The organism is Neobacillus sp. D3-1R (genome assembly GCF_052180215.1).
Taxonomy (GTDB): Bacteria; Bacillota; Bacilli; order Bacillales; family Cytobacillaceae; genus Pseudoneobacillus.
The window spans coordinates 702,189-718,001 of sequence record NZ_CP197471.1; the positions used below are offsets into that span (position 1 = coordinate 702,189).

The window sequence follows — 15,813 nt, forward strand, 5'->3', positions numbered from 1 at the left end:
TTTGAACTTGAAATTAGTTCTATTATATTTTATATTCAGAATAAGTCAATTATTTTTTTCCAAATAAAGGGGATTGTAACCGTTATGACCTATCAAACAGAAATCGATTTTCATCCTCTCTACGAATTAGCCTTGAGTATGATGGTTTTTACTCATAAAAAATCTAATTATGATCTAGATAGACAGTGGTTTGAAACGATGGAATCAAAAGTAAGCTCCTCTTTTAAGGAAAAGATTCAGAATGAGGAACAGCTGGAATATTTAGGTTATGTCATGATCTTGATGTGGAAGTGTCCGAATAAGAATTCTTTATCGGAGTTTTTAGAGTGGTTTCATCAATCTTCCGTGGGAGAAATGTATGAAATGCTATACCCTTATTTTGGGGAAGAGCACCCGAAGGATCTCGTAGCTTTTCGTGAGTTCTATACGGAAATACTAACTAGTTGGAATGAAGCTTACTCAATGGATGATGAGATCATTAAGATGTTAGCCGATCGGGTACCTATTTTAAAAGAAGAGGCAAAAACCATGGATCCAATCGATTTCGTTGAAAGATGCACAAATGGTATTCGCGTATATCCGATGGAGGATTTGCATCATGTCATATTAGTGCCCGCTTATCATGTGGCACCTCTCAATCAATTCCATGATCTGAAACATACCTTATTTGTCCATATTGCCGTTGATCCTCCAAGCGAGAGTGCTACCATTCCATCTATTAGTTTTATGCGAAAAACGAAAGCACTAGCGGACGCGAAACGATTACGAATATTACAATATCTATCAACCTCGGAGCCGAAAACCTTTACGGAGATTGGTAAAGAGATGAAGCTTTCCAAAAGTAATCTTCACTATCATTTAACTTTGTTGCGAACAGCCGGACTAGTTCGGATAACCAACTATAAATTTAAAGAACCGGACAAGTACGAAACTCGTCCACTAGGATTTTCCGCACTTAAAGAGGACATTGAAAGCTATGTTTTTGAAAATAGAGTAAAGTTTTAAAAGGTGCTAATAATCGCCCCATACCTAAACCGTTTCGGGCCTGGTTGACTATTTTCGATTGTTGTTCAAGGTGAGTTTTGTCCATCACCGAGTAGATGATGGACATTTGAGTAAAAAGAAGAAACGTTTTGTCCATCACCGAGTAGATGATGGACATTTAGAGTAAAAAGGAGAATCGTTTTGTCCATCACCGAATTAATGATGGACATTTAGAGTAAAAAGGAGAATCGTTTTGTCCATCACTGAGTTAATGATGGACATTTAGAGTAAGAAGGAGAATCGTTTTGTCCATCACCGAGTTGATGATGGACATTTAGAGTAAAAAGGAGAATCGTTTTGTCCATCACCGAATTAATGATGGACATTTAGAGTAAAAAGGAGAATCGTTTTGTCCATCACTGAGTTAATGATGGACATTTAGAGTAAAAAGGAGAATCGTTTTGTCCATCACCGAGTTGATGATGGACATTTAGAGTAAGAAGGAGAATCGTTTTGTCCATCATCGAGTTAATGATGGACATTTTGAGTAAGAAGGAAAGTAGAATTGTCCATCATTGTCTTTTGGTATTTTTTAAAAGCAAAAAATTACAGATGGGTTTAATAGAATATTATTTACACCCTTCATTAAATATTGAAATTTCAGTTGTTCGGCGAAAAATTGCCCCATAAACAGGGGAATTTTTCAAAATGTCGTATTTATAAGTAACACATCACAGAGGAGTAATAATATGAACACGATTTTTGAAAGCTTTCCCGTACTTGAAACAGAGCGTTTTTATCTGCGAAAAATTGAATTATCGGATGCGGACGATCTATTTCACTATTTTTCAAAGGATGAAGTGACAAAATACTATAATCTTGATACATTTACTTCCATTGAACAAGCTGAGGATTTAATCCAGCGGTTTGAACAAAGATTTCAAGAACAGAAGGCGATTCGTTGGGGGATTGCCCTTAAAGAAACCAATCAGTTAATCGGCTCCTGTGGCTATCATAAATTGGAGCCGGAGCATTTTAAGGCGGAAATTGGTTATGAGATAACGCCCGAACATTGGAGAAAGGGTGTTATGACCGAGGTTCTACAAACTATTCTTCCCTTTGGTTTTGAAAAAATGGGACTCAACCGTATTGAGGCCATTTATAATCCTGAAAATGAAGCCTCTCGCAAGGTTCTAGCTAAACTAGGATTTAAAGATGAAGGGATTTTATATCAACGATACTTTGAAAAAGGGAAATTCGTGGATTCGGCAGTAGCAGCGTTATTGAAAAAATGAAACAAGGGGGCGGTTCTCGTGCTTCAAATGAAGCATAAGAACCGCCCCTTTGCTTTCAAGCAGGACAGCTGTCCCCTTCTCTTATCCTTTCAGAAGCTCGATAAACTCATCCAGCTTCTCGACAGACGTGAGGTTTTCATTGCATTTTATACTATCCTGGCAAATGTAGTTGCCTCTTCTTGTATAGGTGCCTTGGACAGCGCCTTTTGTTTCGGACATAAACAGACCAACTTGAGCATGTCGACTGCAAAGGGTGCATATCCCTTTTTTACTTGCTGGGGTAAAGGAGCCTTCAAGGCCGACGAACCCTTTTGGCTGCAAGGCAATGATGTACTTTTTGTTTGTACCTTTATCATTCCAGCCGAGGTAGGTTACTTCTTTTAGGTCTATCTCATCTAGTGAAGGCAGCTTAAGCTTCTTTGCTTTCGGAAAAAGCTTTTTTAAAGTCTGCTCTGTCACCATCTGAAAAGGAATGACATAAGGTTTTAAGGCAGATAAATATTCTTCTGCTTTTGCATGATCCTCCACCTCGATAATCCGGTCTACCAGCAGTTTTTGATCCTCGTTTATAGAATGAAAGAGATTCAGTACCTTATCATATACTGTTGATTTTAGTGCGTTCAGCACCTTCTTGTCGTTCACGCTTGCATATCCATTTATGAGATGTTTCGTTTGGTTTTTAATAAATTGATACTGATCTACTCTTAAAAATGGTTCCATGATGACCATCCCACCCTTCGTACTCTATTACTATAAACGTTCATTTGGCATCGGAAAAGGTCGAAATTCATTCTAATCAAACTCGACATAAAAAAGCACTGAAAGAATCAGTGCTTTGCATAAACAATTTTTTTAATCGTTTCAGTGGAAAGGAAGTATTCGTCAGCTAAGTATGCAATCGTTCTTCCTTGTTTAAAGGCAGTCCTAATAGAGGAATTTCGATTTTCAAAAAACCGTCTGCTCCCGGATTTGGCTCCCCATTTACGAGTGGGGTCAGATTTGGGGATATAGATGGTTTCTCCCTGGACATATTTTTGTATTTCCATAATTAATTCTTCTGGTAAAACGGCATTCGCTTTCAAGTATTTCATCATTGCCAGCCCCTTATTTATTTTTTTAGCAAATAAGGTGCAAAGCCGATTATCAAAATTGGCGATTCAATGAATCAAGATTAAACCCCATGCAAAGGATCGCCTTTCCAATAACAGGCTTTGCATGAGTGAATGAAGACTTAGGCAATAGGAATTGATATGCCATTTGATAGCCCCCTTTATTTTTCGAAAATTTTCGTTCCCCATCATTATAAAATAACCGTTCAGATTGAGGCAAGGGGCGATTTTAGTGCTCTAAAAAATGGATCACAAGAACCTTCCCAATTCTCTACCCCCATAAAAAGGAGTGACGTTTCGAATAGGTATTTTTGCATATTATTTTTTAAAATTCTTTTATCGTACTCAAGGGGTGGGTTCATTTGAAGGAATATGTTGTGAGTTACACATTAGAAAATGAAATAAAACAAGAGCGTTTTGTAAAAGAGAAAGATGTGAATAAACAAGAAGTGATCCAAGAGGTATTAGCAAAAATTCTTGATCAAAATTCCTTTATCGCTAAAAGTGAACAAGGAGATTACTGGATTAATACTTCTTCGATTCGTTACGTACGTGTATTATAAAAAACTTACTTTTGCATCATGTATCTTCAACATAGGAGAGAACATTTATGTCAGAACCATATCGTTATCGTGAGGAACGAAAGCAAGCGGAAAGAGAAAAGAAGCAGAGAAGTAAAAGAGGACCTAAGAAAGGTTCTCTTATTCGAAAGCTTTTACTTGCCTGTTTGGTGCTTGGGCTCATGTTAATGGTGGCCGGAGCCCTTACATTTGCCAATATGATTAAGGATGCCCCACCGCTGAATGCTTCCAATCTAGTAGATCCACTTTCTACTAAGTTTTATGATAAAGACGGAAATTTCCTCTATGAATATGGGAAGGAAAAACGAACCAAAATCAGTTATGAGCAGGTTCCTAAAAATTTGGAAAATGCCTTTATTGCCACAGAGGATTCTCATTTTTATGAGCATCATGGAATTGATATGAAACGAACTGCTAAGGCTATTTTTGTGAATGTGACGGGGGACTTTGGATCACAGGGAGGAAGTACGATTACCCAGCAGGTCATCAAAAACTCTTTTTTAACACCAAAGAAAACCTTAAAAAGGAAGGTGCAGGAATGGTACCTTGCCTATAAATTAGAGCAAAAGTATTCGAAGCAAGAGATTTTGATGATGTATTTGAACAAAATCTATCTTGGTAACCGTTCTTATGGTATAGCAGCTGCTGCCAAGAATTATTACGGACTGGATGTCGAGCATTTAGATCAATTAACTTTGCCAGAGGCTGCATTGATTGCGGGCTTACCGCAAAGTCCAAATAACTATGATCCTACCAATCCGGAAAATGTCAAATCTGCTACGAAAAGGCGTAATCTTGTTTTGTCCTTCATGCAAAAAAGAGGATATATTAGCGAGAAACAAATGCAGGAGGCCATGCAGGTTCCGGTTACCAAAGGAATAGTTGCTAAAAGTAAACTGGGGATGCCTTATGAAGCGTTTCTTGACGCCGCTGTAAAAGAGGTCGAAGGAAAACTGAAGAATGTAGATATCAGTACGGATGGGTTATCGATTTACACGACGATTGATCCGAAAACACAGGAATATGCGGATAAGATGCTTCAGACGAATCAATTAATCAACTATCCTAACGAACGTTTCCAGGGTGCTTTTGTCTTTTTAGATACCAAAACGGGTGAAATACGGGCAATCGGAAGTGGCCGAAATGATTATCAAGCCTCATTCCGTGGATACAATTTCGCGGTTAATTTAAAACGTCAGCCTGGGTCCACTTTCAAACCGATTTTGGACTATGGACCTGCAATAGAATATTTAAAATGGTCTACCCATCACCAGTTGAACGACAAACCGACTACCTATTCCACTGGCCAATCGATTTCCAACTGGGACCAAAGGTACCATGGGATGTTATCGATACGTACAGCGCTTCAATGGTCTTATAACATTCCCGCCCTTTTGACCCTTAGGGAAGTCGGGATGGATAAGGCGCAAAACTTTGCCCAACAGTTAGGCATCCATTTTAAAAATAATCAAATCTATGAATCGTATTCGATTGGGAGTAACACGGTAAATCCGATTGAGATGGCTGGAGCGTACAGTGCATTTGGAAACAATGGTGTATATAATCAACCGCATTTTGTTCAAAAAGTGGTTTTTCCAAATAATAAGGAAGTTAGCTTTATACCGAAGCCAAAACGGGTCATGCAGGAGCATACAGCTTACATGATTACCGACATGTTACGGAATGTCCTTGACGCAGGGACGGGAAAAACGGCCAATGTCTCAGGTCTAGATATTGCCGGAAAAACGGGTACCACCAATTTTGATGGAAAAACCCGCGCCAAATATGGCTATCCCGAAAAAGTAACCAATGATAGCTGGATGATCGGTTATACTCCGCAATACACCATGTCCGTTTGGACGGGATATTCAGAGAATGGACCTGGAAACTATATGGAGGGAGACACCACCAAAATCGCTCAGCTCATGTTTAAACAAATGATGCAGGCATTCGGAACGGAAAAAGCAAGTTTCAAGCAGCCAAGCGATGTGTACCGAGTGGGAGTGGACCTGTATATTAAAGGATCACCGGATACTCCGCCAAAACCAAAACCAGTGATCAAACAGTCACATGGGAAGGGAAAAGGAAAGTGGAAAGAGAAGGGACCTAAAAAAGGAAAGAAGAAGAAGCATTAAAAGTGCAAACAAGGCACCGTTCGTGGATGTTTTTATCCGCAAACGGTGCCTTATTTTTTGGGGGGAATGGTGATGCTCTCTAATGGACAAACTAGCGATCAAAAGGTGGAAGCTTTCTAATGGACAAAGCTGCTCCAAATCATAAAGCAAATGTCCAATAGAAGGTGTCTAATGGACAAAGCTGCTCCAAATCATAAAGCAAATGTCCAATAGAAGGTGTCTAATGGACAAAACAAGTGGTCCGGAGGTAGAACTTGTCCATTAGAAGAGCTCTAATGGACAAACCGAGCCACCCAAAGTTATAAGCTGTCCAATAGCACTCCAGTCCATGGTTTAAAAATCCAAACCTTAAAGGAAATAAAAAAAGATTAATAGAAAATGTTTTGATAAGTACAGGTTGGACATATATTAATAGATAAACATAAATAAAACTTTCATGTACTGGTTGGATTTCATATAAAGGAATTGGTAACATAAGCATAAACGAAGAATTTTGAGCAGAGGATGATAGTATGAATCCTGAATCCATTAAAAACGCTGATGCATGCTATCAGTTGGCAGAGCAAAGGGCTGCAGAATATTTTCAAACACTATACAATCAGGTCCAAAAAAAGGTCTATATATCTACCTTAACCAAAGATTTTCAATCTTGGAAACACAACCATATTCGCCATCCGCTATTATCTATTTTTTTAAAAGGAAAATCACAACCTCTCTCAAAGGGATATCATCATTATATCCAATGGTTAGATTATACAGGTAAATTGGACGGTTACCTCAACCGAAGCATCTCCTATCTTTTTATGCGCGACTTGGGAAAAGCTTTAGATGAACCTGAGACTCGGAAAAAAGTTCGCCGTATGGTGGACCATTTAAAGAATCACCTGACTTCCAAAAACAAAGAAGAAGAATTCAACCTGGCCTGGATGTATCGCTGGGCCCAGAGGGAAGGGATCGAGTCGACCATCATTTGGTTGATAAACAAACTAAGAACCGTATCCACCCATATTCCAGAAGGGATGGACGCGGAGCATGCTCAGCGAAAGCTCATTAAAATCATCGCTGGAGTCCTTATGCATGTGATGGATGAAATGGATGAGGGGATTTCACCTAAACAACGCTCTCAAAAACTGGATGAGGCGATTAGACTAGGGTATTCCTATGGCCTAACCTATCCCTTTATAGACGATCTTCTTGATGCAAACGTCTTATCTGCAAGCGAGAAGGAAAGATATTCAGATTTAATTCGTACTACGCTTACAACAGGATCTGTACCGCGATTAGGCGATTGGACCGGCCCTAACAAGAATTTAATCAGCTATATTCATTCTGAACTTCGCGAAGCCTATCAATATATTAAATCCCATCAAAGACCTGAGACGCTTCCCATATTTTTCGATCAGTCTTATATATTTTTTCATTCGCAGGAAGTGGACCGCACAAAGGATTTATCGAATCATCATTACACGAATGAAGAGCTTTACATACCGATTATTTTAAAATCATCGTCCTCACGATTAATCGTACGTTCTGTCTTAAGTGCCAATGAGGATGAAGGCTTTGACAATCGAACCTTCTTCTACGGCATCTACAACCAGCTGGCTGATGATTTTGCGGATATGTTTGATGATTTAGAGGAAGGTGCTGTCACGCCTTATACCTACTATCTGAAATATCACCGCACGCGCAAGGATTTAATTAATCCCTTTGAATTATATTGGACGGTTATCTCCAACTTGATTCACAACGTTTATCACTCTGACCCTACGACATGTGAAGTGATTTTAGACCGAGCCATCAACGGTCTTAAGCGCTTTAAAGAACGAATAGGAAAAGAAAAATATAATGAAGTCATGCAGTTGTTTGCTTCTGGAAATCCGACCTTTAACCGACTTGTTCAACAGCTGGTCAGTAAAGCCGATGATGTGGATTTCTTTGATAAACTGTTACGGGACCACATTATTACGAATCTAAAAAATGATAGGAAAGAGCAACAAGAATTTATAGATACAATTGAAACCGTCCGAACAGAAATAAATAGTACGCTTCGTATTCCTAAAACGGAGTTAGATGAACCAATTACGGATGCGGGAAACTACAGTCTCGAAGGTGATGGCAAACGGTTACGGCCAATCGTGGCCTGGTTTATGGGTGTTAAAGAATATGGATTAAATCAATCTGCGATTTTGCCGCTTTTAAAATCATTGGAATATATGCATACGGCATCCTTAATCTTTGATGATTTGCCGTCCCAGGACAATGCATCCATCCGCAGAGGACGCAAAACCGTGCATCAAGTTTATAATATGGCCATAGCAGAATTAACGGGTCTTTTTCTGACACAAAAGGCTATTGAGGAACAAACCTCTCTTGAACAGTTTGATTCAAAAACCGTTCTCCAATTAATCCAATATTCTGCTAGAATGACAGGTTTGATGTGTATGGGGCAGGCGATGGACCTCAATTCCAAAGGAAAAAAATTGACCTTGGAAGAGTTAAATACGATGTGCTTTTATAAAACAGGAATGGCATTCGAAGCTTCTCTGATCATGCCAGCCATTCTTGCCCAAGCTAAAGAGTCCGAGATGAACGTTTTGAAAAAATTTGCCCATCACGCTGGGATTGCGTTTCAGATTAAAGATGACCTTTTAGATGTAGAGGGGAATTTGAGTTTACTAGGAAAACCAACAGGGAAGGATGCTGAAAACAATAATTCCACGTTTGTTTCCGTGTTAGGTAAAGAAGGAGCTAAAAAAGAAATGTGGGATCATTATTGCCTTGCGGTTGAAGCATTGCAAGAACTCCCCCGCAATATCAGCTTTCTTAAGCATCTATTAAATTATATGGTGAGTCGTGAACGTTAGGAGTTAGGGGGCCGGTTCTTGTGCATCAAAAAAATGATGCATGAGAATCGGTTCTTTGTTTCTTAATAGTGAAAATACTATTTTGGTAAATTTTTATTATTTTTAAAATAAAAGTATTTAAATGGTGAAAACAGTTGAATTTAAAGGGATTATGAAAATGTAAGCCCTTTCATAAAACTATTGTAATATATCCGAATTTTCACTATAATATAACATAATAGATTTAAAGTCATCAGCTTTGGATCATCGTGAAGGAAACAACGTTTATGAGATATGAAAAAGTGGGGGAGAAAACTTCTATGAAAAATTTGCTCAAAAAATGGAATCAAATCAGCTTGGTCAAACAAATCATTATTGGTCTCATTATGGGTATTGCCTTAGCTGTATTCGTACCAACAGTAGCAAAACCATTAGTCATTTTTGGTTCTTTATTTGTCGGAGCTCTTAAAGCTATAGCACCTGTTTTGGTACTCTTCTTGGTTATGTCAGCCATCGCTAAACACAAAAGCGGTCATCAAACCAATATGAAGTCAATTGTCTTTTTGTATCTTTTAGGGACTTTTTTAGCTGGATTAATCGCCGTTATTGTTAGTTTTATTTTCCCTGTAAGCTTAACTCTTACAGAGGGTGCTCAGGATCTAACTGCTCCTGGTGGTGTTGTAGAGGTTCTTAAAGCATTACTTCTAAATGTTGTGGATAACCCAGCAAAAGCCATCTTCAATGCAAATTATATTGGTATCTTAGCTTGGGCGATACTTCTTGGGTTAGCTTTAAAAAATTCGTCCGATACAACGAAAACAGTCATTTCTAATTTTTCAGATGCCATCTCTAAAATGGTTACTTGGGTGATCAAGTTTGCTCCACTTGGAATTATGGGTCTAGTCATCGATTCGATTACGACAAATGGAGTTGAATCATTACTAAGCTACGGAAAACTACTGGTTGTCTTGATTGGCTGTATGCTATTTGTAGCCTTTGTTGTCAATCCACTTATTGTGTTTGTCGCTATTCGCCAAAATCCATATCCGCTTGTGTTTAAAGCTGTTAAGGAAAGTGGTATTACCGCATTCTTTACACGTAGCTCAGCAGCAAACATTCCTGTAAATATGAAATTATGTGAAAATCTAGGTTTAGATAAAGATTCTTATTCCGTATCGATTCCGTTAGGGGCGACCATTAATATGGCTGGTGCGGCGGTAACGATTTCCGTTTTAACACTAGCGGCTGTTCATACATTAGGCATTCATGTAGATCTACCTACAGCTATTCTTCTTAGCTTAGTATCAGCCATTAGTGCTTGCGGTGCTTCAGGGGTTGCAGGCGGTTCGTTATTACTAATTCCTCTAGCAACAAGCTTATTCGGTATTCCAAATGATATCGCGATGCAGGTGGTCGGAGTAGGTTTTATCATCGGTGTTCTACAAGATTCCTTTGAAACAGCACTTAACTCCTCAACGGACGTTGTTTTCACAGCAACAGCTGAGTATAGAAAGAATCTGAAAGAAGGCAAAAAAATTAATTTTAACAAAACAGCATAAAGAATAAGCCCCCAATGAGTTCAAAGGGGGCTTTATTGTGCATTTTTTTAAAAGGACTTTACTGCTGGCGGGATATATTGATGAAACCTGTCCAGCAATTCCGTTGGTTCGCTTTCCATGATCACCATCGATCTGAATTTTTCCTGGATAAATAGCTGATCTACCATATGCTCAAATAGATTTTTCAAGGGACTGTAGTAGTCATTAATATTGAGCAGCCCACATGGTTTCTGATGCAATCCAATTTGGGCCCAAGTCAATACTTCGAAGAATTCCTCTAGGGTACCCGTTCCACCTGGCAGGGCTACAAAGCCGTCGGCTAGTTCTGCCATCTTTGCTTTTCGTTCATGCATCGTTTCCACCGTATGTAGCTCCGTTAGACCCTTATGGGAAATTTCCTTCGCTTCTAAAAATTGAGGAATAACCCCAATAACTTTTCCGCCTTCGTTTAAAACAGCGTCAGCAACAGCCCCCATAATTCCAACCCTGGACCCTCCGTACACCAAGGTGATATGGCGTTTCGCTAACTCTTTTCCAAACCGAATCGCTTCCGTTGTATAGGCTTCCGATGCACCTGGACTTGAACCGCAGAAAACCGCTAAACTTTTCATGACATTCCCTCCAATACTGTAACTAATTCTAGTATAACGAGCTATTGAAAAAACGGAAGGTTGGGATAGATAAAATTCAACTAGAAAATAATTATTAAAAACTGCGAAATAGTGCGCATTTTGGAGAAATAGGCAGAATTCCTACGAAAATGATAATAAATTGGCTGAAAATAAAATAATCTGAATATTTACAATATACAGATAAGTGTTTAATATAAGAATACGCCACACAACTTCAAGCATCTTACCATAAAGAAAGGGATGTTTCCAATGATAAAAGGATAGGCGAACTTACTACATACAGTAAGTGGTAAATTGAAAAATAGAAGAGGGAGGGTAGAAGATCGTATAAACATTCTTCAAGAAGGAGGTACGTAGAAAGGGTAGAAAAGTGAAAATAGCTGCAAAGAAAGCGAGGGAACTGTATAAACATCCTGTAGGGAGTAAATCCATAGAAAGTGAGGTATCAATCAAAAAAAAGAATAGTTTTATAGAGAAAGGTGACATGAGTATAAGGAAAATACAAATTGAAAGTGTGAATGGCCAAATAAAAACAAAGAAATTAGATGAAAGAAAAGGAAAACTGAAATGAATATTGATATATAAAAGGTCTTATCCTTCCAACTTGGGAATGATAAGACCTTTTGTAATTAGTATTAGGCTTTTTATCATTCAAAATACGGTTTATCAACCGAATTTTTAAATTTATCAACCGGAAACAAGAATTTATCAACCGCATTCCGCATTTATCAACTGCAATCCACTACTTATCAACTTCCCAACAAACCACAATCCTAAAACTTTTTAACATGCTATTGCTCCGATCCAAACGTTCATAATAAAATGAATGTATGGAATTTATTGGAGACAATAACCTAGGAAAGGAGCAAACCAACATGTTTTTTAATAAAGGCAGCAGTTGATATTGATCCGTTCTACCGAGGCCACCTCCTCCAATTGACTTGATGAATTTTAAAAATCACAGTCAATGATAGGAGGATCATTATGAACAAATTAAAAGTTAATCTAACCTTAATCTATGGGATTACCATTTTTCAGTCGTTGATATTTGCGTACGTGATTGAACGAGTGTTTGCAGAATTACGAGGACTTACCGTTCTTGATATGCAGTATCTCCTAATTCTTTATTCCGTATTTAGTATTGTTTTTGAAATTCCAGCTGGTGTCCTAGCGGATATTTGGAAAAAGAAATACACGCTGGCTCTTGGATTAGCCATTTGCTTTTTTGAGTTCTTTGTAAGTATCTTTTCGCATAGTTTTCCCATGTTTGGTTTAGCGTATTTTGCAGCTGCATTAGGTGGTTCATTAAGGTCTGGAACCTTGGAATCCTTTTTATATCAAACGTTAAAAGAAGAAAATAAAGAAAATTCCTATGTACAGATTAGTGGACGGTTAAAGTTTGTAAAATACACTGTTTCAGGAATCGCCGCGATTATCGGAGGTTTTGTTGCCGACCGTTTCGGCTATGAAATGAACTATTGGCTATCCTTATTTGGGTACCCTATTGCCATTGTCTTGATTCTAAACCTGCATGAACAAAAAATCGGTATATCAGCTGCCAAAAAGGTAGAATGGACTTCCATGCTCCCCCTTTTAAAAACGGGGTTGGAACTGAGCTGGAAAAATCCCCAATTAAAAAATGTATTGTTTGTTAGCGCCATCATTGGGGCTGTCTTATATAGCCAGCTTCATGAAATGAGTATGTTAGTCTATCCCGATCAAGGAATCAGCGTTAAATATTTTGGCTTAATTAGCTTAGGTATCACGGTCATTTCAGCGTTTTCGGGATTTTTTGCTGAAAAAATAAAAGAAATGCTTAAAAAGCCATTCTTCTATATTTTGATATTCCTAATTCCAGGTTTATCCATTATCCTATTTGGAACCGTTTTGGAATGGTGGGGCGTTTTGTTTCTGATGATTGCTATCGGAATATTAGAAGCCTTAACAGTTGTCTATACTGGATTCATCCTGGATGAATCTCCAGATGAATTGAGGGTGACTATTAGTTCCGTCTCATCCTTTTTCAATAATGTGGTCAGTATCGTTGTTGGTCTGCTTTTTGGATACTATTCCAAATTGTTTTCAATTCACGTTAGCTTTCAAATGCTAGGAATCATACTCTTGATCTTAATCCTAGTTCAATCAATTGTTTATTTGAAAAAAAGAATAATGATACGAAGCTAAGTAGGAATCAGAAGAGATGGGGAAAACCATCTCTTTTTTATCAGTAACTACATAAAATAAATCGAAAGAGAGTTGTTTTAGAATGGATACTCAAATTACAACGAAATTTAAAATTCTCAAGTCTAAGAATGAAGTGTTTGAAGCCATTGTGGACCCTAAAAAAATGGCAAACTATTGGTTCTCATCAGGAACTGATAGAGTGGAGCAAGGTAAGACGATTACTTGGAGATATGAAGAATACAATGCAGAAGTGGTCATTCATGTTTTAGAAGTCGTCGAGAATCAGAAAATCATGTACTCTTGGGGCGGAAATGGCGACGAAACGATTGTAACCATTTCTATAACAGAATTGGATGCCTCAACAACTGCTATTGAAGTAACCGAGTCAGGTTTTAAAGAGGAAGATCCCCAATTATTGAATAAAATGGTCGGTCAAAAAGGCGGCTGGGTTTACATGTTAACCTGTTTAAAAGCTTATTTAGAAAATGAAACACATACTTTAAGAGCTTCCTTAATTCATTAATGACCTACTTATGGTAAAATTAGGTAGTAATATAAAACTCACTAAGGGAGGTTTTTGCAGTGAATTTTAAAATCGAAGAAGCGATTGAAATTCTTGAACGCACGCCGAAAACGTTACATAGTTTACTTTCAGGCTTGTCGGACACATGGATTTATGCCAATGAAGGGGAGTCCACTTGGAGCCCTTTTGATGTAGTCGGACATCTCATTGAATCTGAAAAGTATAATATTGTTCCTCGGATAGAATTGATTTTATCTAAAGGTGAAGCTGTAACCTTCCAACCCTTCGACCGTTTTAGCCAAATTGCTTTAAATAAAGAAAAGACAATAGACCAACTACTTCAGGAGTTTTCAGAGCTCCGTGAAAAAAACATAGAAAAACTTAAAATGCTCATCCGGCATGATACGGATTTAGAACAAACAGGAGTTCATCCCGATTTTGGAGCCGTCAAACTAGGAAATCTGTTAGCTACGTGGCCCGCCCATGATCTCAGTCATATCGCCCAAATCACAAGAGTGATGGCCGGTCGTTATAAAGAGGATGTTGGGCCGTGGAAAGCCAATCTTCGTGTGATGAAATAACCGTTTAGATTAATGTCTTATACCTTGGAGGTGGAATCATTGAAATTCCCTTCGAAAAAAGACTGGTGGTTAACCATTATTGTTTGGGGAGCCATGCTATTTGCCATCGGAAGCGTTTTTTATGAAATCGAAGAAAATTTATCTAATATCGGGACATTACTGGTTTTATTGCTGTCCTCTATCGTACTCCCGATTTTTATTATCTGGATTTGGTTAACAACCAATTATGTTTTAGATGATCAAAACTTAGTCATTCGGTATGGTCCATTCAAAAAAACTATTCCATTACACTCGATTAAGTCTGTAAAGAAAACCATGAACCCATTATCTAGTCCAGCTTTATCATTAAAGAGACTAGAAATCTCTTACGGGCAATATGGTATGGCCCTTATTTCCCCAAAGGATCGAGAGGAGTTCATGAAGATTCTTGCTGAAAAGTGTCCACGAGCGAATATTAAAATGTAACATAAAATAAACACCCAAATGGCTTTGGGTGTTTTCTTTTGGGTCATAGCTCACGGAATCCAACCGATAATCTGAAAGACAGTTAAAAGAATCTCGATTAAAATAAGAATCACGACAATCCATTCGACGAATAAACCCCGAATCGAATGGCTGATGGTCGAAAACCCATCCATGATGTTATACAGAATATCCGTTTTACTTTTTAAAATTTTATATCTGTCATTCAACTCGAAAAACTCCGTCATCTTATCATAAAATTCACTCGCATCACTGCTGGTCCAAGTTATGTCTGGTTTATCTAAAATCATGATATAGGCGAGGGTGTTATACTCATGACGAACAATTTTTGCCGTTGTCCGTGCAAGTTCCTTATTTCCAATTCTTAGTTTCCCCTTTTCAAGACGATCAATCATCGTTTCAAGCTTATCATGAATTTTTCCTAATTGTTCTTCCGTTCTTTCCAATGCCACTGATTTGGCTAATACGGTGGAAATCAGCTCAGGATAGAACGTTTCAAATTGAGGCACATTGACATATTCATCCGTCAGCTCGAGTTCATCCGTCTCACTAATATGCAAGCTGTAATCGTCGGTATACCTATCTAGACTTTTTAAATCAATTTCCGGTTCAAAGGATTGAATGAAGCCTAAAAACCGATTGATTTCACCGGCATGTGTGTGATTAATAAAAACCACACTCCCAAAGGAAAAGACGAGGACATTCTGCGATTCATTGACATGACTATTCAGGATGGATTTCAGCATATCTCCTCTTAAAAATAAGGGTTGTTCCCAAGTGAATTTCTTTGGAATCCCACAGTGAACGGCGATTTTGTTTAAATCAATTTCGTTCGTGACAGCATAAGCCTTAAAGGTAATTTCCCTCATGTTCTCCACTCTTTCCAGCGAAATTGGCCATATTT

The 15,813-nt window shown here is 38.2% G+C and carries 16 protein-coding genes; 12 read left to right on the top strand and 4 right to left on the bottom strand.

Annotated elements, in window-relative coordinates; translation table 11 throughout:
* Positions 1-84 precede the first annotated feature (84 nt).
* The 3 genes from ACSBPO_RS03365 (at position 85) to ACSBPO_RS03375 (ending at position 2,279) form a co-directional block, all read left to right on the top strand.
* Positions 85-1,005 (top strand): winged helix-turn-helix domain-containing protein, encoded by a 921-nt coding sequence (locus ACSBPO_RS03365; protein WP_442598675.1) that lies wholly within the window; start codon positions 85-87, stop codon positions 1,003-1,005.
* Positions 1,006-1,497: 492 nt separating this feature from the next.
* Entirely contained in the window at positions 1,498-1,674 is a 177-nt protein-coding gene (locus ACSBPO_RS03370) for a hypothetical protein (RefSeq protein ID WP_442598676.1), read from the top strand.
* Between the two features lie 59 nt (positions 1,675-1,733).
* On the top strand, positions 1,734-2,279 hold the full coding sequence (locus tag ACSBPO_RS03375) for a GNAT family N-acetyltransferase (RefSeq protein WP_442598677.1): 546 nt from the start codon (positions 1,734-1,736) through the stop codon (positions 2,277-2,279).
* Between the two features lie 81 nt (positions 2,280-2,360).
* Here the strand turns inward: ACSBPO_RS03375 and ACSBPO_RS03380 are convergent, their stop codons facing one another.
* Together ACSBPO_RS03380 and ACSBPO_RS03385 are read right to left on the bottom strand one after the other, a co-directional pair.
* Positions 2,361-2,999: a FusB/FusC family EF-G-binding protein gene (locus tag ACSBPO_RS03380; protein ID WP_442598678.1), complete on the bottom strand. Its 639-nt coding sequence runs from the start codon at positions 2,997-2,999 to the stop codon at positions 2,361-2,363.
* A 107-nt stretch (positions 3,000-3,106) separates the two neighbouring features.
* Positions 3,107-3,370 (bottom strand): CD3324 family protein, encoded by a 264-nt coding sequence (locus ACSBPO_RS03385; protein WP_442600301.1) that lies wholly within the window; start codon positions 3,368-3,370, stop codon positions 3,107-3,109.
* 380 nt (positions 3,371-3,750) lie between these two features.
* Here ACSBPO_RS03385 and ACSBPO_RS03390 point away from each other — a divergent pair, with 380 nt between their 5' ends.
* From ACSBPO_RS03390 to sstT, 4 genes are all read left to right on the top strand, one after another.
* Positions 3,751-3,951 (top strand): hypothetical protein, encoded by a 201-nt coding sequence (locus ACSBPO_RS03390; RefSeq protein WP_442598679.1) that lies wholly within the window; start codon positions 3,751-3,753, stop codon positions 3,949-3,951.
* 47 nt (positions 3,952-3,998) lie between these two features.
* Positions 3,999-6,104, top strand: coding sequence for a transglycosylase domain-containing protein (locus tag ACSBPO_RS03395; protein WP_442598680.1), 2,106 nt, complete (start codon positions 3,999-4,001; stop codon positions 6,102-6,104).
* A 512-nt stretch (positions 6,105-6,616) separates the two neighbouring features.
* A complete protein-coding gene (locus tag ACSBPO_RS03400) occupies positions 6,617-8,968 on the top strand; it encodes a polyprenyl synthetase family protein (RefSeq protein ID WP_442598681.1) in 2,352 nt (783 codons plus the stop codon).
* 299 nt (positions 8,969-9,267) lie between these two features.
* Entirely contained in the window at positions 9,268-10,506 is a 1,239-nt protein-coding gene (sstT, locus tag ACSBPO_RS03405; RefSeq protein ID WP_442598682.1) for a serine/threonine transporter SstT, read from the top strand.
* Positions 10,507-10,553: 47 nt separating this feature from the next.
* Here sstT and ACSBPO_RS03410 read toward each other — a convergent pair whose 3' ends face one another.
* On the bottom strand, positions 10,554-11,117 hold the full coding sequence (locus ACSBPO_RS03410; RefSeq protein ID WP_442598683.1) for a TIGR00730 family Rossman fold protein: 564 nt from the start codon (positions 11,115-11,117) through the stop codon (positions 10,554-10,556).
* A gap of 391 nt (positions 11,118-11,508) precedes the next feature.
* Between ACSBPO_RS03410 and ACSBPO_RS03415 the strand changes: the two genes are divergently transcribed.
* The 5 genes from ACSBPO_RS03415 to ACSBPO_RS03435 all read left to right on the top strand — a co-directional run bounded on the left by ACSBPO_RS03415 (position 11,509) and on the right by ACSBPO_RS03435 (position 14,891).
* On the top strand, positions 11,509-11,709 hold the full coding sequence (locus tag ACSBPO_RS03415; RefSeq protein ID WP_442598684.1) for a hypothetical protein: 201 nt from the start codon (positions 11,509-11,511) through the stop codon (positions 11,707-11,709).
* 413 nt (positions 11,710-12,122) lie between these two features.
* On the top strand, positions 12,123-13,322 hold the full coding sequence (locus ACSBPO_RS03420; protein ID WP_442598685.1) for an MFS transporter: 1,200 nt from the start codon (positions 12,123-12,125) through the stop codon (positions 13,320-13,322).
* Positions 13,323-13,404: 82 nt separating this feature from the next.
* Entirely contained in the window at positions 13,405-13,845 is a 441-nt protein-coding gene (locus tag ACSBPO_RS03425) for an SRPBCC family protein (protein ID WP_442598686.1), read from the top strand.
* Between the two features lie 59 nt (positions 13,846-13,904).
* Positions 13,905-14,426 carry a DinB family protein gene (locus ACSBPO_RS03430; protein WP_442598687.1) on the top strand — a complete coding sequence of 174 codons (522 nt, stop codon included), beginning with the start codon at positions 13,905-13,907 and terminating at the stop codon, positions 14,424-14,426.
* Between the two features lie 39 nt (positions 14,427-14,465).
* Positions 14,466-14,891, top strand: coding sequence for a PH domain-containing protein (locus ACSBPO_RS03435; protein WP_442598688.1), 426 nt, complete (start codon positions 14,466-14,468; stop codon positions 14,889-14,891).
* A 50-nt stretch (positions 14,892-14,941) separates the two neighbouring features.
* On the opposite strand, the gene ACSBPO_RS03440 is transcribed toward ACSBPO_RS03435, so the two are convergent.
* The gene (locus ACSBPO_RS03440; protein WP_442598689.1) at positions 14,942-15,778 is read right to left on the bottom strand and encodes an RMD1 family protein; all 837 of its coding nucleotides are present in this window, start codon (positions 15,776-15,778) and stop codon (positions 14,942-14,944) included.
* Between the last annotated feature and the right edge of the window lie 35 nt (positions 15,779-15,813).